This window comes from Rhizobium aethiopicum, assembly GCF_900094625.1.
Taxonomy (GTDB): Bacteria; Pseudomonadota; Alphaproteobacteria; order Rhizobiales; family Rhizobiaceae; genus Rhizobium; species Rhizobium aethiopicum.
In genome coordinates, this window is sequence record NZ_FMAJ01000004.1 from 440797 (window position 1) to 458791 (window position 17995).

18 protein-coding genes and 1 pseudogene are annotated in these 17995 nt (G+C 61.3%); 8 read left to right on the forward strand and 11 right to left on the reverse strand.

What is annotated here, in order from left to right; translation table 11 throughout:
* The first annotated feature begins 3 nt into the window (after nt 1-3).
* Nucleotides 4-726, forward strand: a complete 723-nt coding sequence (locus GA0061105_RS11880; protein ID WP_064696742.1) for a metallophosphoesterase family protein — start codon at nt 4-6, stop codon at nt 724-726.
* 18 nt (nt 727-744) lie between these two features.
* Here the strand turns inward: GA0061105_RS11880 and GA0061105_RS11885 are convergent, their stop codons facing one another.
* The gene (locus GA0061105_RS11885) at nt 745-951 is read right to left on the reverse strand and encodes a hypothetical protein (RefSeq protein WP_064696741.1); all 207 of its coding nucleotides are present in this window, start codon (nt 949-951) and stop codon (nt 745-747) included.
* Between the two features lie 260 nt (nt 952-1211).
* Here GA0061105_RS11885 and GA0061105_RS11890 point away from each other — a divergent pair, with 260 nt between their 5' ends.
* Together GA0061105_RS11890 and GA0061105_RS11895 are read left to right on the forward strand one after the other, a co-directional pair.
* Nucleotides 1212-2381 (forward strand): zinc-dependent alcohol dehydrogenase, encoded by a 1170-nt coding sequence (locus GA0061105_RS11890; protein ID WP_092750301.1) that lies wholly within the window; start codon nt 1212-1214, stop codon nt 2379-2381.
* A 13-nt stretch (nt 2382-2394) separates the two neighbouring features.
* The gene (locus tag GA0061105_RS11895; protein ID WP_092750302.1) at nt 2395-3195 is read left to right on the forward strand and encodes an SDR family NAD(P)-dependent oxidoreductase; all 801 of its coding nucleotides are present in this window, start codon (nt 2395-2397) and stop codon (nt 3193-3195) included.
* Nucleotides 3196-3265: 70 nt separating this feature from the next.
* Here GA0061105_RS11895 and GA0061105_RS11900 read toward each other — a convergent pair whose 3' ends face one another.
* The 3 genes from GA0061105_RS11900 to GA0061105_RS11910 all read right to left on the reverse strand — a co-directional run bounded on the left by GA0061105_RS11900 (nt 3266) and on the right by GA0061105_RS11910 (nt 5780).
* On the reverse strand, nt 3266-3529 hold the full coding sequence (locus tag GA0061105_RS11900) for a hypothetical protein (RefSeq protein WP_064712032.1): 264 nt from the start codon (nt 3527-3529) through the stop codon (nt 3266-3268).
* A gap of 32 nt (nt 3530-3561) precedes the next feature.
* A complete protein-coding gene (locus GA0061105_RS11905; RefSeq protein WP_092750303.1) occupies nt 3562-3807 on the reverse strand; it encodes a hypothetical protein in 246 nt (81 codons plus the stop codon).
* 74 nt (nt 3808-3881) lie between these two features.
* Nucleotides 3882-5780, reverse strand: a complete 1899-nt coding sequence (locus GA0061105_RS11910; protein ID WP_092750304.1) for an APC family permease — start codon at nt 5778-5780, stop codon at nt 3882-3884.
* Nucleotides 5781-6157: 377 nt separating this feature from the next.
* Here GA0061105_RS11910 and GA0061105_RS11915 point away from each other — a divergent pair, with 377 nt between their 5' ends.
* From GA0061105_RS11915 to GA0061105_RS33340, 4 genes and pseudogenes are all read left to right on the forward strand, one after another.
* Nucleotides 6158-8140 carry a protein-L-isoaspartate(D-aspartate) O-methyltransferase gene (locus tag GA0061105_RS11915; RefSeq protein WP_092750305.1) on the forward strand — a complete coding sequence of 661 codons (1983 nt, stop codon included), beginning with the start codon at nt 6158-6160 and terminating at the stop codon, nt 8138-8140.
* Between the two features lie 91 nt (nt 8141-8231).
* Nucleotides 8232-8759: a DUF4142 domain-containing protein gene (locus tag GA0061105_RS11920; RefSeq protein WP_092750306.1), complete on the forward strand. Its 528-nt coding sequence runs from the start codon at nt 8232-8234 to the stop codon at nt 8757-8759.
* A gap of 50 nt (nt 8760-8809) precedes the next feature.
* Nucleotides 8810-8896: pseudogene (locus GA0061105_RS33335) on the forward strand (DUF2934 domain-containing protein); the annotation flags it as partial.
* Nucleotides 8897-8983: 87 nt separating this feature from the next.
* Nucleotides 8984-9202, forward strand: coding sequence for a hypothetical protein (locus GA0061105_RS33340; protein ID WP_245304275.1), 219 nt, complete (start codon nt 8984-8986; stop codon nt 9200-9202).
* Nucleotides 9203-9216: 14 nt separating this feature from the next.
* Here GA0061105_RS33340 and GA0061105_RS11930 read toward each other — a convergent pair whose 3' ends face one another.
* From GA0061105_RS11930 to GA0061105_RS11960, 7 genes are all read right to left on the reverse strand, one after another.
* A complete protein-coding gene (locus GA0061105_RS11930; protein ID WP_064696735.1) occupies nt 9217-9981 on the reverse strand; it encodes a FadR/GntR family transcriptional regulator in 765 nt (254 codons plus the stop codon).
* Nucleotides 9982-10002: 21 nt separating this feature from the next.
* Nucleotides 10003-11064, reverse strand: coding sequence for a four-carbon acid sugar kinase family protein (locus GA0061105_RS11935; protein ID WP_092750308.1), 1062 nt, complete (start codon nt 11062-11064; stop codon nt 10003-10005).
* Nucleotides 11061-12074 (reverse strand): ABC transporter ATP-binding protein, encoded by a 1014-nt coding sequence (locus GA0061105_RS11940; protein ID WP_092750309.1) that lies wholly within the window; start codon nt 12072-12074, stop codon nt 11061-11063. The genes GA0061105_RS11935 and GA0061105_RS11940 overlap by 4 nt, the downstream gene beginning before the upstream one ends.
* Nucleotides 12074-13081: an ABC transporter ATP-binding protein gene (locus GA0061105_RS11945; protein ID WP_092750310.1), complete on the reverse strand. Its 1008-nt coding sequence runs from the start codon at nt 13079-13081 to the stop codon at nt 12074-12076. Before GA0061105_RS11945 ends, GA0061105_RS11940 begins: the two co-directional genes overlap by 1 nt.
* A complete protein-coding gene (locus GA0061105_RS11950; RefSeq protein ID WP_092750311.1) occupies nt 13078-14037 on the reverse strand; it encodes an ABC transporter permease in 960 nt (319 codons plus the stop codon). The genes GA0061105_RS11945 and GA0061105_RS11950 overlap by 4 nt, the downstream gene beginning before the upstream one ends.
* Before the next feature lie 2 nt (nt 14038-14039).
* The gene (locus GA0061105_RS11955) at nt 14040-14996 is read right to left on the reverse strand and encodes an ABC transporter permease (protein ID WP_092750355.1); all 957 of its coding nucleotides are present in this window, start codon (nt 14994-14996) and stop codon (nt 14040-14042) included.
* A 132-nt stretch (nt 14997-15128) separates the two neighbouring features.
* Nucleotides 15129-16766 carry an ABC transporter substrate-binding protein gene (locus tag GA0061105_RS11960; protein ID WP_064696730.1) on the reverse strand — a complete coding sequence of 546 codons (1638 nt, stop codon included), beginning with the start codon at nt 16764-16766 and terminating at the stop codon, nt 15129-15131.
* Nucleotides 16767-17089: 323 nt separating this feature from the next.
* Here GA0061105_RS11960 and GA0061105_RS11965 point away from each other — a divergent pair, with 323 nt between their 5' ends.
* Nucleotides 17090-17995, forward strand: coding sequence for a dihydrodipicolinate synthase family protein (locus GA0061105_RS11965; protein WP_092750312.1), 906 nt, complete (start codon nt 17090-17092; stop codon nt 17993-17995).

Below are 17995 nucleotides of genomic sequence, written 5' to 3' on the forward strand. Positions count from 1 at the left end.
ATGATGGATGATCAGCGAAAGATCGTGAGAGTTGCGGCAGTGGCCGATCTCCATGTGACGGAGGACGGCGCCAAGTCCTACAAGGATCTATTCGCGGAGATTTCATCCGTCGCCGACGTCCTGGTAATTGCCGGCGACCTGACCGATCTCGGCAAGCCCAGGGAAGCCGAGCTGCTGGCGAGCGATCTTCGCCATTGTACTGTGCCGACGGTCGCCGTCCTCGGCAATCACGATCACGAGAGCGGGCAGGTCGATGACGTCTGCCGGGTGCTGACGGATGCCGGCGTGAAGTTGCTGAACGGCCAGGCGGCCGAAGTCGCCGGCGTCGGTTTCGTCGGCGTCAAGGGATTTGCCGGCGGCTTCGGGCGCCATATGCTCGGCTCGTTCGGCGAGGCAGCGATCAAGGCGATGGTCGCCGAAAGCGTCGAGGAGTCGATGCGCCTGGAAAACGCGATGCGGCAGGTCCGCTCCGATCGTTCCCTCGTCATCCTGCACTACGCACCCATTGTTGACACGGTGGCGGGCGAGCCTCTGGAAATCTATCCGTTTCTCGGCTCTTCACGGCTCGCCGAAACCATCGACCGATTCCGGGTCAACGCAGTCGTACACGGTCACGCACATCGTGGATCTTATGAGGGCCGAACGCCGGGCGGCGCCCCCGTCTACAATGTCGCGGCCCACATTGAGAAGCCGACCGGCAAGCCATACGCGTTGCTCGAGCTCTGACCGGCCCGAGCATCACGACTACTTGTTGGTGCGTCCCCGACTGCGCGGATCCACACCGCCCTGCGGCGTCGTATCGTTGGCTGTATCGCCTTCGACGGTGTTTTCGGCCTGCATCGCTTCGTCGTCCGACGACGAGACTATGCCACGCGAACGGCTGATGCCGGGATCGTCGGTAAGGTCGATATCGCTTGGCTTCGTAGTCTTGGCATGTTTGGGGGAGGTCATGTTTTTCTCCTTGAAACGTTGCGACCTTCCGGGTGAACTCGCTGCATAACCCCAGGTTCCACTGAACGGCCTATGAAGCCATCACAATGAAAGCCCCGCATCGCTGGGAACATTTTTCCGAAGCTGAGGTTGAAGCGCCATTAGAGCGCTGTCCTTTCGGACGCTCAAAGGCGCTCTAATACCTTGATCCAGGCATCGTGTTTTCCGAAAATCGCTTCCGGTTTCGGCCGATGCGCTGGCGACCGGCGAGGAGAACCACCGTGAGAGCTCTGACGTGGCACGGCAAGCATGACATCCGCTGTGACAGCGTGCCCGATCCTCAGATCCAGGACGGGCGCGATGCCATCATCAAGGTCACCGCCTGCGCGATCTGCGGGTCGGACCTGCATCTCTACGACGGCGTCATGCCGGAGATGCACAACGGCGACGTCATGGGTCATGAGACGATGGGCGAGGTGGTGGAAGTCGGCAGGGACAATACCAAACTCAAGGTCGGCGACCGCGTCGTCGTGCCCTTTACCATTTCCTGCGGCGAATGTTTCTTCTGCAAGCGCGGCTTATATTCTGGCTGCGAGCGTTCCAATCCCGATCGAGCGAAGGTTACGAAACTCTGGGGCAATTCGCCGGCGGGCCTGTTCGGTTACTCGCATCTGCTCGGCGGCTATGCCGGAGGACAGGCGGAATACCTGCGCGTGCCCTATGCCGATGTCGGCCCGATCAAGGTGCCGGCAGGGCTTTCCGACGAGCAGGTGCTCTTCCTTTCCGATATTTTCCCAACTGGTTACATGGCGGCCGATTTCTGCAACATTCAGCCCGGCGATACGATTGCGATCTGGGGCTGCGGCCCGGTCGGCCAGATGGCAATACGTTCGGCCTTCCTGCTTGGCGCCGAACGGGTGATCGCCATCGATACGGTGCCCGAACGGCTGGCGCTTGCTGAGGCGGCCGGCGCCACTACCCTCGATTTCATGGACAAGGACGTCTACGACCAGATCATGGAATTGACCGATGGTCGCGGTGCGGATGCCTGCATCGACGCCGTCGGAACCGAAGCCGAGGCAGCCGCCAGCTGGGATTCGCGCCTCGACCGCATCAAGGTCGCCATGTTCATGGGAACCGACCGCCCGCATGTGCTGCGTCAGGCCATCCACTGCTGCCGCAACTTCGGCACGGTCTCGATCGTCGGCGTCTATGGCGGTTTTCTCGACAAGATCCCGATGGGTTCGGCAATCAACCGGGGCCTGACCTTCAAGATGGCGCAGACGCCGGTCCAGCACTATTTGCCGATCCTGATGGACCGTATTGAAACGGGCGACATCGATCCCTCCTTCGTCATCACCCATCGCGGTACGCTGGAAGATGGCCCCGACCTCTACAAGACGTTTCGCGACAAGCAGGACGGATGCATCAAGGTCGTGCTGAAACCTTAAAGGAGAAAACCTCATGGTTGATCATGAATCAGGCAAGGGCCTGGCGGTCATCACCGGCGCCTCCACCGGCATCGGCTACGAACTGGCGAAGTGTGCGGCACGGGACGGTTATGATCTCATCATCGCCGCCGACGAGGACCGCATCGATCAGGCAGCCGCAAAGCTCAGGGAATTCGGCACGATGATAGATGCCGTCGAGGCCGATCTTTCGACGCTCGAGGGCGTGGATCGGCTCGTCGAGCGCATCACCGCCAGCGGCCGCTCGGTCGACCTCTTGATGGCCAATGCCGGGCGGGGGCTCGGCAAGGGCTTCCTCGATCAGGATTTCGCCGAGGCGGGAAAAGTCGTCGGCACCAACATTACCGGAACGATCTATTTGATTCACCAGATCGGCAATCAGATGCGCAGCCGTGGCGAAGGCCGTATCCTGCTGACGGGCTCGATCGCCGGCTTCATGCCGGGATCCTACCAAGCCGTCTATAACGCCACCAAGGCCTTCATCAACAGCTTCTCCTTCGCGCTTCGCGAGGAGCTGAAGGATTCCGGCGTAACCGTCAGCTGCCTCATGCCGGGGGCGACAGAAACCGAATTCTTCAAACGAGCCGGGCTTTTGGACACGGCAATCGGTCAGTTGAAAAAGGACGATGCGGGCGAAGTCGCGCGCATCGGCTACGACGCAATGATGGATGGCGAAGGCGATGTCGTCAGCGGCTGGAAGAACAAGCTTCAGGCAGCCGTCGCCAATGTCACGCCGGCAAGCGTGCTCGCCCAACAGCATGCGAAGATGGCAGAGCCGGGTTCGGGCGCAAAATAGACAAGAGTGTCCTAAACGGCCGATCGCCGCCGTGATTACGGCAGCGGTCGGAGAAGATGAGGTCGAGCGCTCAATCACGCTCGACAAATTTGTTGAAGCGGCTCGTCTTTCCGTCCTTTGTCTTGTCCTGATAGAGAAAGGCGAGCTTGTTTTCGTCGAAGATCTTGAAGAATTCGTCCCAGTCGATCTCGTCGAATTCCTCTTCCTTTTCTCCGAAATCGATCCGGAGAACGCCGCCTTTGCCGCGGGTCCGGATAGCCGCCGGCCTGCCGTCCCTTTCCTCCGCCCATTTGCGGATTTTCTTGTGATCCGTCGTTGTCTCAGAACTGCTCATTGAAGCTTCCTTTCACATGATGTCGCGAGCGCTTACAGGAGCGGTTGTCTTTGCTTCCAGTCCCGATAGGGTGCAAGCAATCGGCCGGGATAACGCCGCTCTATCTCGCTTTCGGCCAAAGCGATCCGGGCAAGAATCTCCTCTGCTGCGCCGCCTTTGGCAGCCTCGCTCGCTTTTTCCAGATCATTCATGATCACGAACAATTCGTCCTCCGTCATCGCCTCAAGGCGGGAGACGAAATCTTCGACCGGTTCGCTGGTAAGTGGATTGGTGGACACTGGCGCCTCTTCGCTGATGCCTGTCCAACTTCGCTTCTCGTACTAAGTTCCACCGACAGACCGGCAAAAAGGGATCACACGGCCTCCTGCTCTTCCCGATATAATCGCCAGGGAACCGTCGCCACCGTCAGACGAGCCCCTCCGCGCTTGACCAGATTTGCCCTAAGCCGCCCTGCCCTGTTCATATGCAGCAGCTTCTGCCACCACTTGTCTTTCACCGTCTCGGGGATGAGAACCGCCACCCGCCGTTCCGGACTATCGGCATCGAGCTTTTCGATCAGCCGCAGGAGCGGTTCATGCAGTTGCCGATAGGGCGCAGGGATGAACATGAGTCTCGGCGGCTTCAGTCCATGCGCGGCGATCGGTTCTTCCACCTCGACACGCCATTCCTCGCGCAGCGCGTTTTCACGTTCATCCCGCTCCGGACCGCCGAGACGGATCAAATGGACGGCGACCACATCAGGCGAGATCGTCAGGGCAAACTTGATGGCACGTTCACTCAATCTGTTCCAGGTTTCGGTGACAACCAGGACGGTCGGCGGCTCGACGTCTTCAATGGTGATCGGACCGGGCTTGCGCAATTCGCGCTGGAGCGATCGATAATAGTTTTTGATCGATTTCAGGATGACGATCGTGACCGGCACGGTAATCAATGTGATCCACGCGCCTTCCGCAAATTTCGCAATCAGGATGATGACGAGCGCAACGGCGGTCGATGCGGCACCGACAGCGTTCATCGTCAGTTTCGCGGCATGTCTCCTGGATTGGCGGCGCCAGTGAACAGTCATGCCTGCCTGAGAAATCGTGAACGTCAAGAATGCGCCGATCGCAAAGAGCGGGATCAGATGATCGGTGATCCCTCCGAAGACGGTCAGAAGCAGCGCGGCGCAGCCGGAAAGAAAGATGATGCCGGCTGTAAATACCAGCCGGCGTCCCGGCTGAGCGAAGGCCTTAGGCAGATAGCCATCGGCGGCGACCATCTGGCAAAGACGGGGGAAGCCGACGAAGCTGGTATTGGCCGACAGGCAAAGGACGCTGAGAAGGCTTGCCATAGCGATATAGTAGAAAGAGCCATGGCCGGCGATCGCGGCAATCAGCTGCGACAGCACGCTCTGATAGCCCTCTTTCGTCTGATCCATTGCGCCGATCTCGAAGACGGTGGCGATGGCGGCAATACCGCCGAGAAGCAGACCGAGAATAACGACGATGACAGTGAGCGTGATATAGGCGTTGCGCATAACGGGCTGCCTGAAGGACCCCATTCCGTTGGAAACGGCTTCCACTCCCGTCATTGCCGTGCAGCCGCTGGCGAATGCATGCATAAGCAGCCATATGGTCGCGCCCTGTGCTACCGGGCCCAGCGGAGGCGGAGGGACGACGGGAGAAGGCCTCTCTCCCATCAGGATTTCGATCAGGCCATAGCCGATGGCGCCCAGGAAGCACACGATGAAGACGTAGGTCGGCAAGGCAAACAGCCAGCCTGCTTCTCCCGTTCCTCGCAGATTGGCGAGCATGACGACGAGGACGATTCCAAGGCAGAGAGGCAGGATGTATGGATGAAGGTCGGGCGCCGCCGAGACGAGCGCCCCAACGCCTGCCGAAACCCCGACCGCGACGTTCAAGACGTAGTCGATCATCAAGGCCGCCGCAGCAAGCAGGCTCGGATATTCTCCGAGATTCTCCTTGGCCACCACGTAGGCACCGCCACTCGTCGGATACGCGGCGAGCGTCTGCCGGTATGAGAAATAGAGGATCGCCAGTAGCGTGATGATGCAACCCATGACCGGGCCGATATAGAACAAGCCGAGCGCGCCGAGCGGAATGAGAATGGTGAGCGCCGCTTCCGGGCCGTAGGACGACGATCCCAAGCCATCCAGTCCCATGGCGGGCACTGCTTCTATCCAACCAATTTTCTTGTCTTCGTGCTCGCGATTGGCGAGACGCCGACCAAACAGGAGGGTACTGACGTTCAAGTTTAGTTCCTCATCGGACGACAGGAGCACTACCAACAACCAGCGGTCTCTCGGGTTCCCGGAGCCCGGGCACAGGAAGGACAGGAGGAGATGGGCACTCCGGCGGACCGGCCCCTGACGTCTCAACAACGGACACTGCGCGGATTTATACGGAAAATTGGTATTGCGCGAATGCCGCGAGCGGAGGAGAGCGACCTGCGGAAATTCGGCGATCGGCGACCCGCGCAGGAAATCGATGCCGTGCCGACGGGCCGCGATCCGGCTGTCCCCGCAAGCCATGGCAGCAGCGAGCCCAATCCCTGGTAGGACCATCGGTCCTATTGCCGCGGAACAACAACCTGCTTTCGGCGGTTCTCCTCCAGAGCGGAGGTGATCCCATGGATATGACCCGCATCCGAGACCACATGGTCGAACATCATGTCATGCGTCGCGGCATTCGCGATCGAGGCGTCACCAGGGCGATGCGCACGGTGCCGCGCGAAAAATTCGTCGATCCCGGCTTCGAGGAATTCGCCTATGAGGATGCGCCCTTATCGATCGGCGAAGGCCAGACGATTTCCCAGCCTTTTATCGTCGCCCTGATGATCGAAAAAGCCGATCTGGACGCCGGCGACAAAGTTCTGGAGGTCGGAACCGGCTCCGGCTACGCCTCTGCCCTCATCAGCCGGATCGCGCGGCATGTCTATTCCATCGAACGGCATGAAAGGCTGGCGCTTCAGGCCCGGGAGCGGTTCGAGACGCTCGGCTACCGCAACATCGACGTCCGGGTCGGCGACGGCAGCAAGGGTTGGGCCAAAGCCGCTCCCTTCGATGCCATTGTCGTTTCCGCGGGCGCACCCGAGGTGCCGGCGGCCTTGAAGGAGCAGCTGGATCTCGGCGGGCGCCTCATCATTCCGGTCGGCCGTGGTGATGAGCAACGCCTGAAACGCATCACTCGCACCGGCGCGACCACCTTCGAGGAGGAAGATCTCGGTGGCGTCTTCTTCGTCCCCCTGATCGGCGAGGATGCCTGGACTGCCGCACATCCGATGTACACGACGACAGCCCCGTCATCGCACATCGAGGAAACACCCTGCAAACTCATCGCGGCCGTGGCGGAAGAATTTCCCTCGGTGGACGACCGGAGCTTTGCCGCCCTTTTTGATCGGTTTGCTGAAAGCCGCATCGTCCTACTTGGTGAATCCACTCATGGCACGGCCGAATTCTACGCAGCACGCGCCGCCATCAGTCGTCACCTGATCGAACATCACGGGTTTAATATAGTGGCGGTTGAGTCCGATTGGCCGGACGCCGCGGCGGTCGATCGCTGGATAAACGGTCAGGCGCCGAAAGGCGACCCGCCATTCAGCCGATTTCCCAGATGGATGTGGCGGAACCTGGAATTTTCGCGGTTCCTCGGCTGGATGAAGGGGAATAACGAACGCTGCAAGGCCTCCCGCGACGATCCGATCCGGTTCTACGGCCTGGATCTCTACAATATGTCGGGATCGATCCGCTTCGTCCTCGACTATCTCGAAAATGTCAGCCCGGAATCGGCCAAGATCGCCAGGGAACGATATGGCTGCCTCAGCCCCTGGCAAAGCAATCCGGCGACCTATGGGCGCGCCGTGCTTACCGATGCCTATAGATCATGCGAGGAGGCGGTGCTGAAGCAATGCACGGAGCTCTTGGGGCGATCCCTGGACGACGCGGCTTCGGACGGCCACGATTTTCTGAACGCCGCCCAGTCGGCACGGCTGCTTGCCGCCGCCGAGCGCTATTACCGGGTCATGTATTACGGCGGCTCCCAGGCATGGAATCTCCGCGACACCTACATGGCCGATACCGTCGAGCATCTCCTCGACTTTCACGGTCCGACGGCGAAGGTCATCATATGGGCGCACAACTCGCATATCGGCGATGCCCGCTACACCGATATGGCAGCGGCCCGCGACGAACTGAACCTTGGCCAGCTGTGCCGGCAGCGTTTCGATGGAATGACCAGCCTGATCGGACTGGGAACACATTGCGGCGAGGTAATCGCGGCAGACGACTGGGACGGACTGGCCGAGAACAAGGAAATAAACCCGTCCCTGCCACAAAGCTGCGAGCGTCTCTGTCACGATTCCGGAAAGCCGCGATTTCTCCTCGACCTCACTGCCAATGAAGAACTGCATGCGAGCCTGGTCGAACAGCGGCTGCAGCGCTTTATCGGCGTGATCTATCGGCCGGAAACGGAACGGCTGAGCCATTACATGTCGACGTCGCTGTCGCGGCAATATGATGCATTTCTCTGGTTCGACGAAACCCGGGCGCTTTCACCGCTCATGGTCCCGGACTCCGGTACATCAGATCAGGAAACTTTTCCCTTCGGGCTCTAAGCCCATCCTTCACCGATCGAGCCGTGATCACCAACGGCGGGAACTCTGCGCCTGTCCGCAAGTTTGGCGATCACCAACCCAGGAGATCCTTATGAAACGCTTTATCATCGCCTCGCTCGCCCTGTCGCTTGCCGCTCCGGTCTTCGCGCAATCGGCGGCCGAAAAGACGGGGGTCAATTCCCTGATCGGCGTGCCGCCGAAAACGGAAGATTTCGTCAAGGAAGTCGCCGCAAGCGACATGTTCGAAATCGCCTCCAGCAAGCTTGCGATCGAACGTGGCGACGAGGCGACGAAGGCCTTCGCGCAGCAGATGCTCACCGACCACCAGAAGACTAGTGAGGAACTCAAGGCCCTTGTTTCCGGCGGCAAGGTCAAGGCGGAACTTCCGAGCGCCATGACGTCGGATCAGCAAAGCATGCTCGACAAGCTGAACGGGCTCCAAGGAGCCGATTTCAACAAGCAATATCACTCGGACCAGGAAGCCGCCCATGAAGACGCGGTCGACCTCTTCAAGCGCTACGGCGACGAGGGCGACAATCCCGAGCTGAAAGCATGGGCCGCAAGCACAAGGCCCGCTCTGGAACATCATCTCCAGATGGCCGAGGAACTCAATAAGTGAGCGGCAAGACCGCGCCCTCAAGGTGACGATGAACTCCGCCGGAGGCAAGGATGATCGACGAAGAGACAAGAAGAATCCGCGCCTACCGAATCTGGGAAAGCGAGGGACGCCCGGAAGGTCAGGAGCTCGCGCATTGGTATAGAGCGGGTAACGAAGCGGTCGATCCGGCCCACGAGGGGCGCGAATATCTCAAATATTCCAGTGGGACCGCGCCGGCAGGGTCGCTGATCGTCAAACTCTATCGATCGGGCAACCATATCCGCGGATATGTCCGCACAGTCGTCGATGCCGACCAGGACGGCACCGTGTTTCCCGGCGAGGAAATGGAGCCCGAGGCGGCATTCAAACTGGCAGAATCCCATAGAGGCAACAGCAGCAATCCCGTCTTCGTCGAACTCGTCGAGGACGTCGAATGGGATTCCTCATGGGGACGCCTTACCTAGCAAACCGAGCCGCCTCAGAAGGACAGATCGAGCACCCTACCCTCGAACAGGCGGTCGCGAGAACCTTCGAGGTGCGCCTTCATCAGCCTTTGCGCGTCATCGGCGCGGCCATCGGCGATCGCCTTGTAGATGGCGTTATGCTCTTCGTAGACCTGTTCCAGCCCCTGGCGGGGGCCGAGCAGAGAAAGGCCATGAAGATGCATCCCGACGGCGATATGCGCCTTCAGCGCATCGATCGAGGCCGTGTAATAATGATTGTTGGCGGCCTCCGTGACGGCACGATGGAAGATGAAATCGGCGTCCGTACGGTGAAGCTGATGGCTGGTCGCTTCGCGCAGGTCGGCAAGGGCGCTGGCGATCTTCTGGATCGCCTGCTCGTTCCGGCGTTTGGCGGCGAAATAGGCAGCGGCCGGCTCAATGGTCAGACGAAATTCGTAGCAGCGCTGAATATCGGCAATGGTTTTTACCGGCGAATAGGCAAGCTGCGTCGTAGGGGATCCATGCGCGCTGACGAAGGTGCCGGCGCCCTGCCGGGCATAGACCATGCCCTGATCGCGCAGGCGCGCCAGTGCATCGCGAACGATCGGCCGGGAAACACCCAGCATCGAGGCCAGTTCATGTTCGCCGGGAAGGCGTGAATCCGGCGGATAGTTTCCGCCGCGGATCCGCTCGAGCAACTGATCGAAGACACGATCGACCAGCTTGACGGCCTTGCCGCGTTCGGGCTTGCCCGGCGGGCCGGCTTCCGCGTTCAAAGATTCGCCATTCGCTTCAGTCACGTCATTCTCCCCGACGGTATCTTATGCCGCCTGATTCCGAAGAACCAGTTTTAGCAAACTATCCGGTCTACCGAAGCCCCCCGACTTGACGGCACACCGAAAATGGCGCCCGTCGGCAGGCATGACATCGAACCACGGAATGCCGGCCTCGATCTCGCCCTGTGGCGTGAGCACCCTGACATCAAGCGCCTGGAAAACCGCAAGCGCCGTATCGCCGCCGCCGACCATCAGCATTTCGGGCCTGGTGTCGTCGATGACGGCTTTGATGCCAGCCGCAAAGCGATGGGCGACGAGGCCCGCATCGGCCACCATGTCGCCGGTGCAGCGCAGCAGCACCGGCAGCGCCAAACCCTCTCCGCATTCGATATCGCCCATCGGCGCGTCCACCACCATCCGTAAGGCGCCCGAGGCTTCAAGGCGGTTCATCTGAACGGCGGTGATCGGATCGCGCGAGCCGAAGGCAAACAACGTGCGCGGGGTCGCGGCAAATTCAATCAGCGGCCGCCCCGCTTCGCCGAGTCGGCGGGCAAATGCCGCGCCGAGGCCGCGCGCACCGACCGCAAGTGTCCTCAGCCAGTCATGACCGCCGACAATCTGATCGAGATCGAGAGCGTCCTCAGCATCGGCGACGACAACATCGTCCGCCCTGCCTTCGAACACGTCGGCGATCGGCAGCGGCTTGGCCACCCCACGGCCGACGACACAGCCTCGGTAGGTGACGCGTTCCTGATCGGGAATGGCGGGCGCCACCAGGATGGTCTTCAGGCCGAGCGCCTCGGCCAGCGCCAAGCTTTCCGCCGCGACATTGCCTTTCAGCCGGGAATCGATCTTCTTCATGACGACCGCAGGTTTAGCGTCGTGAAATACCGCCGCCGCCGACCGTACTCTTTCGGCGGCCTCGCCCCCTTTCAATGCGCGGGAGGCGGTGTTGATGACGACGACATCGCAGCCGGTGGCGACTGCATCGCGCGCCGCCTCAATATCGATTGCGACGGCTACCGAAAGGCCGGCTTCGGCGAAAGGCGTGCCGGTATCGAGTGCGCCCGTCAGATCGTCGGCGATGATAGCGGCCTTCAGCGTCATACGTTCTGTCCCGGGCTGACGGCAGCCTGCCCCGGGTTGACGGCGTGGCAGGCGACGAGATGACCCGGCCTGGCTTCCTTCCAGGCGGGAATAACTTTGCTGCAGACGTCCATGGCGATCGGGCAGCGCGTGTGGAAACGGCAGCCCGCAGGCGGGTTCAGCGGGCTCGGCACATCGCCCTGCAGGATCTGGCGCTGTCGGCTGCGCTCCAGTTCCGGATCGGTCTCCGGAACGGCCGATAGCAGCGCCCTGGTATAGGGGTGCAGCGGGTTGTCGAAGAGTTCCTCGCGGGTCGCAAGCTCGGCAAGCCGCCCGAGATACATGACGCCGACGCGGGTGCTGATATGGCGCACGACCGCTAGATCATGGGCGATGAACAGATAGGTCAGCCCGTATTTTTCCTGCAGATCGAGCAGGAGGTTGATGATCTGCGCCTGAATCGACACGTCGAGTGCGGAGATCGCCTCGTCGCAGACGATGAATTTCGGCTGGCAGGCAAGCGCCCGGGCGATGACGACGCGCTGGCGCTGGCCGCCGGAAAGCTCATGCGGGTAACGCTGGGCAAAGCGTGTGGGCAGGCCGACATCGGTGAGCAGCGTCGCCACTCTCTCCTTCAGCTCGGCCTTCGCGCAGAGCTTATGAAAGAGGATTGGCTCGCCGACCGCTTCGCCCACGGTCATGCGCGGATTGAGCGTCGAATAAGGATCCTGGAAGACGATCTGCAGGTCGCGGCGGAAGGGTCGCATCTGCTTCTCGTTGAGCGTGGCGAGATCCTGGCCTTTGTAGACGACCTTGCCGCTGGTCGCCTTGTAGAGGTTGAGGATGGTGAAACCGGTCGTCGACTTACCGCAGCCGGATTCGCCGACGAGGCTCAGCGTCTCGCCTTCCATGATGTCGAGATCGACATTGTCGAGTGCATAGACGGTCGCCGAGCGCTCGCCGAAAGCACCGAGCTTGACGTGGAAATGCTTGACGAGGTTCTCGACCTTGAGCAGCGGTTGAGCAGCCATCACGCGGCCTCCTGCATTCTCTGGACGACGAAACAGGCGGCGCGATGCTTGCTGCTGCCGCTCAGCGGTTCGAGCTGCGGCACCTTCTCGTGACAGATCGTTTCGGCGAGCGGGCAGCGCGGCGCAAAGGGGCAGCCTTTCGGCCGGCGGCCGGGCTCCGGCGGCGTGCCCCCGATCGAGCTCAGCCGGCTTGCCGGCGGATCCGACAGTTTCGGGATCGAGGAGAGCAAGCCGCGCGTATAGGGGTGGCTCGGGTGGGCATAAAGCTCGTCGACCGGCGCGTCCTCGACGACGGTGCCGGCATAGAGCACGGCGACGCGGTCGACGAGGCCGGCAATCAGCGCCAGATCATGGGTGATCCAGACGACGGACATGCCGAGCTTGGTTCGGAGATCCTTCACCAGATCGACGATCTGGGCCTGGATGGTGACGTCGAGCGCCGTCGTCGGCTCATCGGCGATCAGGAGCTTGGGATTGCAGGCAAGGCCGATCGCGATCATCACCCGCTGGCGCATGCCACCGGATAGCTCGTGCGGAAAGGCCTGCAGGCGCTCTTCCGGGCCGGGAATGCCGACCAGGCGCAGCAGTTCGACAGCGCGGGCGCGGGCTGCCGCCTTCTTCATTCGGCGGTGATAGATCAGCGGCTCGCAAATCTGGTCGCCGACACGCATGACCGGATTGAGCGAGGTCATCGGATCCTGGAAGACGAAGCCGATATCGCCGCCGCGCACTTTGCGCAGCTCGGCGTTCGACATCGTCTGCAGGTCGCGGCCGTCGAAGGTCGCCGTTCCCCGGGCCACCTTGATCTTGTTCGGCAGGAGCCGCATCAGGCTCAGCATGGTGAGGCTCTTGCCGCAGCCGGACTCGCCGACAACGCCGAGGGTCTCCCCCCTGTCGACATGGAGATCGATGCCGTCGACGACGACGGCGGTGCCGTTGCGGCCGTTGATCTCGACGGTGAGGCCCCTGACATCGAGCAGGCGTTCGGTGCTTTTCGTGTCCATCATTTGCCGCCCCGCGGGTTGAGCGCGTCGTTGAGGCCATCGCCGAGGAAGCTGAAGGCAACCGAGGCAAGGCCGAGCACGGCCGCCGGAGCGGCTAGAAGATGCGGATAATGCTGCCAGACGCGAAGACCGTCCGAGATCATGTTGCCCCAGCTCGGCGTCGGCGGATTGACACCCACACCGAGGAAGCTGAAGGCGCTTTCCAGCACCATCGCCGTGCCGAGACCGGCGCTGACCGAGACGATCAGGGGACCAAGCGCATTCGGCACGACATAACGCTTGATGATGACCCAGTTTGAGAGGCCGAGCGCCTGCGCCGCGGTAATATAGGGCCGGCTGCGGATCGACAGAACCTGGGCGCGCACCAGACGGGCATAAGGCGGCCAGGAGATCAGCGCCATCGAGCCGAAGACAAGGATGAAGTCCACCCATATGGTCTGACGGTAGAAGGGATTGAGGGTCTCGAGGTAGCGCGCCTCCATCCACTGGGTGATCGGCGATTTCAGCGACGCGTTAATGACGACGACGAGCAGCAGGTTTGGAACCGACATCGTCACGTCGGTCAGCCACATGATGGCGCGATCGAAGGGATTGCCGAAGAAACCGGCGACCGCACCAAGCGTGAGACCAATCAGCACCGCGAAGAAGGTGACGATGACGGCGACGAGAAAGGCGGTGCGCGTGCCGAAGACGACGCGGCTGAAGACGTCGCGGCCGAGATCGTCGGTGCCGAAGAGGTGGCTGATCGACGGCAGCGCGTTGCGGGCGTTGAGGTCCTGGCTGAGATAATCATAAGGCGTGAGGTAGGGACCGAAGATCGCCGTGAAGGCGAGGATCAGGACGATGACGAGGCCAAAGACGGCGAGCCTGTTGCGGCGCAGCCGATGCCAGGCATCGCGCCACAGGCTGACCGGCGGCTCTTCGACGGTTTCGGTGGTGGAAAGAGGGATGGCGGACATGGTCAGCGGCTCCTTCTTGAATCATTGGCGCGCGGGTCGAGCAGCGGATAGAGCACATCCACCAGGAGGTTCGACAGCATCACCAGGAACGATCCGATCAGCGTGATCGCGAGAATGACAGGATAATCGGAATTGATCAGCGCCTGTACCGTCAACCGGCCGAGACCCGGCAGGCCGAAGACGAGTTCAACGAAGATCGCGCCGTTGACGATGGTGATCATGATCAGGCCGAGCTGCGTGACGACGGGCGTCAGCACCGGCCGCAGAATATGACGCAGCGCCACGATGATCTCAGGCACGCCCTTGGCCCGGGCGGTCCTGACGAAATCTTCCGACAGCACCTCGATGACGGCGGCACGGGTCTGGCGTACGATGAGGGCGATCGGCTGGAAGGAGAGGACGATCAGCGGCAGCAGGATTCTGATATCGAGGATGCCGCCCCAGCCATAGGGTACCTTCACGCCCGGCAGCAGCACGATGACGCCGACCATCAGCAGCGGCCCGGCGACATAGGCCGGTATTGCCCAAAGGAAAAGCGCGGAGCCCAGAATGGCATAGTCGAGGCGGGAGTTCTGGTTCAGCGCAGCGATCATGCCGAGCGGGATCGCGACCACAGCCGTCAGGATGATGGAACAGAGGGCAAGCTGGAACGAGACCGGGGCGGCTGCCGACACCATCGCCCAGACGGCGCGACCCGATGTCAGCGAATTGCCAAACTGGCCGTGCAGCAGGTTCCAGATGTAAAGACCGAACTGTTCGATGAAGGGCCTGTTGAGACCGGCGCTCTCGCGGATGGCCTCGATGCGCTGCGGATTATAAGCAACGTCGCCCGGCGCGCGCAGGAAGATGAGCTTGATCGGATCGCCTGCGCCGTAGAAAGCCAGCGCATAGACGGCCAGCATCACCACGAGAACGGACGGAATCCAGATGGCGAACCGGGTTAGCACGTAGCGCAGCAAGGCCACCTCCATCTGTTGTACGATGCGTTCCCACCCTCGGCGGAAGCCCGGCGGTCCACATCTCTTCTTCTTGAAACTTGCGCGAAGGCCTTGCGGCCTTCGCGCCCTCATAATCAGAAACGATAGCTTCAACTAGCCGATGGAAATGTTCCAGGGCTCGACGACTTGCCAGTCGAGGTTCTTGTCCAGGCCCTTGACCTCCTTGGTGGCCCAGCGCGACATCGCCTGAGAATACCACGGAATGAAGGCCCAATCGTCGCGGAAGGCCTTTTGCGCTTGCTGGGCGAGAGCGATGCGCTGCGGATCATCCGCGGCCTTGGTCGCCGCTTCGGCAAGGGCGCTGTCGACCTTGTCGTTCTTGTATCCGCCGAGCTTGTTCTGCGCATTCGACGAGGTCGAGGCGATGCAGCCGGTGAGATAGGAGACGGCATCGGGAACGCGGGTGCCGACGTCGTCGCGGAAGATCTGGACCGAATTCTGGTCCGGGCCGGCATAGGCGTCCTGCTGCGGCTTCATATCGACCGCCGTGATGCCGAGATTCTGGCGCCACTGCTCGGCAATGAACTGGGCTGCCGCCTCGATGGCTGGCGCCGAAATGCCGACGAACATGATCTTCGGCAGCCGCTCCGGACCGCCGTAACTCGATTCGGCGAGCAGCTTCTTGGCGCCTTCCGGGTCATAGGGGAAAGGCTCAAAGCCGGAATTCTCGGCGCCCGGAACCGAGTTGAGGATCTGGTCGGCCTTCTTGTGCGGCCCATCCGGATAGGAAGCCTTGAACAGCCCGTCACGGTCGACTGCCATGATCAGCGCCTGGCGGACCTTCGGATCGTCCATCGGGGCGCGGGAAATATTGAACCAGAAATGCTGGCTGGTCGGGATCAGCGGGCCGGCCGAGAATTCCGGGCCAAGGTCCTGAATAATGGTCGAGGTGACGAGCTCGGTATGGGCGTTGAACTCGCCCGAGCTGATCAGCGAGGTCGCGGTCACATTGTCCTCGATCGAGGTGATCTCGATGCGCGCAAGCTTGGGCTTCGGCCCGAAGAAGTTCTCATTCGGCTCGAAAGTCAGCTTGCCGGCGTCGATATCGAGGCTCGTCAGCTTGAAGGGGCCGGAGAAGACCGGCTTACTGTCGGGCTTGTACCAGTCGATGATCTCTTCGCCGTCGCTGCCGCGCGACTGCGATGCCTTGGTGATCGGCGCGATGTGGTTTGCCAGACGCATGAAGAAGATCGGGTCGGCGGCGGCGAGCGTCACGACGACCGTTCCCTCGTCGGGTGTCGCGACGCCGGTCAGCTCGTTGCCGGAGCCGGCGGCGATCTCGGCATAACCCTTGACCTTGCTCAGCACCTGGTCGGCGCGCTGGCTCTTGGTGTTCGGCATCGAGGCGACTTCCCATGATCCCTTGACGTCGGCCGAGGTGATCTTGCTACCGTCGGAGAAGACGGCCTTGGGGTCGATCTTGAAGGTCCAGACGGTGTTGTCGGCCGATTCCCAGCTGGTGAAGACATAGGGCTTGAGATTGCCCTGGCTGTCGAAATACATCGGCGAAGCCCACCAGATCGAGTTCCAGCGGAAGGTCCTGCCGCCACCGCGCAGCGGCGACCAGTCTTGGTCGAAAGCCGGATGCGCGGCTTTCAGAACCTGGCCCTCGTCCGCCATCACGATGCGGGCGTTCATACCGAAGACGGTGAGGCCGACGCCGGCGGCCAGGCCGAGCTTCAATGCATTGCGGCGTGATAGATTGGTTTTATCAGATTGATCAAAAGACATGCGTTCCTCCCACGATAAATTCGGCAGCGCTCTCCCTGCACCCTCCCAGGCGCAGCATGATCCCTGCCATACGGTCCCTCGTTATTGTAAATATGTCAACAAAAAATCGCGATTTAAACTCGATGAAAATAAATTCATAAAAATAATGCTGTAATTACAAACGGATGAAATTTCACTTTCCCGGTCATCCGTTTTGTCTTCTTGACAAAAGCACCCCGATGGAAGTTCTTTGCACTCCATCGCCACAGACGAATGACAATTGCATGCGCAGCCGGACGGTTCGACAGGGATCGGCAATCAAGGCGCGCCGAAGGGAGGGCGGAATGAGCCACCACAGGATCACGGGCGTTTTCAGCGCGGCCGCAACGCCGCTCACCGCAGACAATGCGCCGGATCTCGGCCTATTCACCGATCATTGCCGGCGGCTGCTGGCCGAGGGATGTCATGGCGTAGCCCTACTCGGTACGACGGGCGAGGCCAATTCCTTTTCCGGAGCGGAGCGGCGCGCCATTCTGGAGGCGGCGCTCAAGGCCGGCATTCCTGCCGACAAGCTGCTGCCGGGCACGGGCGTCGTCGCCATTCCGGAGACCGTCGAACTCACCCGACACGCGCTATCGCTCGGCGTCACCAAAGTCGTGATGCTGCCGCCCTTCTATTACAAGGGCGTGTCGGACGATGGTCTCTTTGCAGCCTATTCGCAGGTGCTGGAGAAGGTCGCCGACACGCGGCTGCAGGTCATCCTCTATCACATCCCGCAGGTCTCGGGTGTGCCGCTCTCCATTCCGCTGATCGGCCGGCTGATTGCCGCCTTCCCGGAAACGGTCGTCGGCATTAAGGAATCCGCGGGTGATTTCAATAACATGCAGGCTATTATCGCCGCCTACCCCGGCTTTTCCGTCCTGGCCGGCGCCGATCCACTGCTGCTGCCACTCTTGAAGGCCGGCGGCGCCGGCTGCATCACGGCGACCTCCAATCTCGTGGCGGATTCGCTGCGCACCGTCTACGACCATGTCCATGAAGAGAGGCGCGCTGGCGAGGTCGAGGCGGCGCAGGCGCGCATCAACGCCTATCGCACGCTTTCCAACTCTTACGTCCAGATCCCGACCATCAAGGCAATGATCGGGCTGAAGACAGGTAATCCCGCCTGGAAGCGCACGCGCGCACCGCTGATGCCGCTCGGCGAAGCGGATTATGCCGCACTCGCCGAAAGCTACGCCAAGCTGCCCTGA

Coding starts and splice junctions, on each gene's coding strand:
- GA0061105_RS11915 (WP_092750305.1), top strand. CDS start 6,158: ATGGATATGACCCGCATCCGAGACCACATGGTCGAACATCATGTCATG.
- GA0061105_RS11920 (WP_092750306.1), top strand. CDS start 8,232: ATGAAACGCTTTATCATCGCCTCGCTCGCCCTGTCGCTTGCCGCTCCG.
- GA0061105_RS11960 (WP_064696730.1), bottom strand. CDS start 16,766: ATGTCTTTTGATCAATCTGATAAAACCAATCTATCACGCCGCAATGCA.
- GA0061105_RS11965 (WP_092750312.1), top strand. CDS start 17,090: ATGAGCCACCACAGGATCACGGGCGTTTTCAGCGCGGCCGCAACGCCG.
- GA0061105_RS11900 (WP_064712032.1), bottom strand. CDS start 3,529: ATGAGCAGTTCTGAGACAACGACGGATCACAAGAAAATCCGCAAATGG.
- GA0061105_RS11895 (WP_092750302.1), top strand. CDS start 2,395: ATGGTTGATCATGAATCAGGCAAGGGCCTGGCGGTCATCACCGGCGCC.
- GA0061105_RS11950 (WP_092750311.1), bottom strand. CDS start 14,037: ATGTCCGCCATCCCTCTTTCCACCACCGAAACCGTCGAAGAGCCGCCG.
- GA0061105_RS11880 (WP_064696742.1), top strand. CDS start 4: ATGGATGATCAGCGAAAGATCGTGAGAGTTGCGGCAGTGGCCGATCTC.
- GA0061105_RS11885 (WP_064696741.1), bottom strand. CDS start 951: ATGACCTCCCCCAAACATGCCAAGACTACGAAGCCAAGCGATATCGAC.
- GA0061105_RS11940 (WP_092750309.1), bottom strand. CDS start 12,074: ATGGCTGCTCAACCGCTGCTCAAGGTCGAGAACCTCGTCAAGCATTTC.
- GA0061105_RS11935 (WP_092750308.1), bottom strand. CDS start 11,064: ATGACGCTGAAGGCCGCTATCATCGCCGACGATCTGACGGGCGCACTC.
- GA0061105_RS11945 (WP_092750310.1), bottom strand. CDS start 13,081: ATGATGGACACGAAAAGCACCGAACGCCTGCTCGATGTCAGGGGCCTC.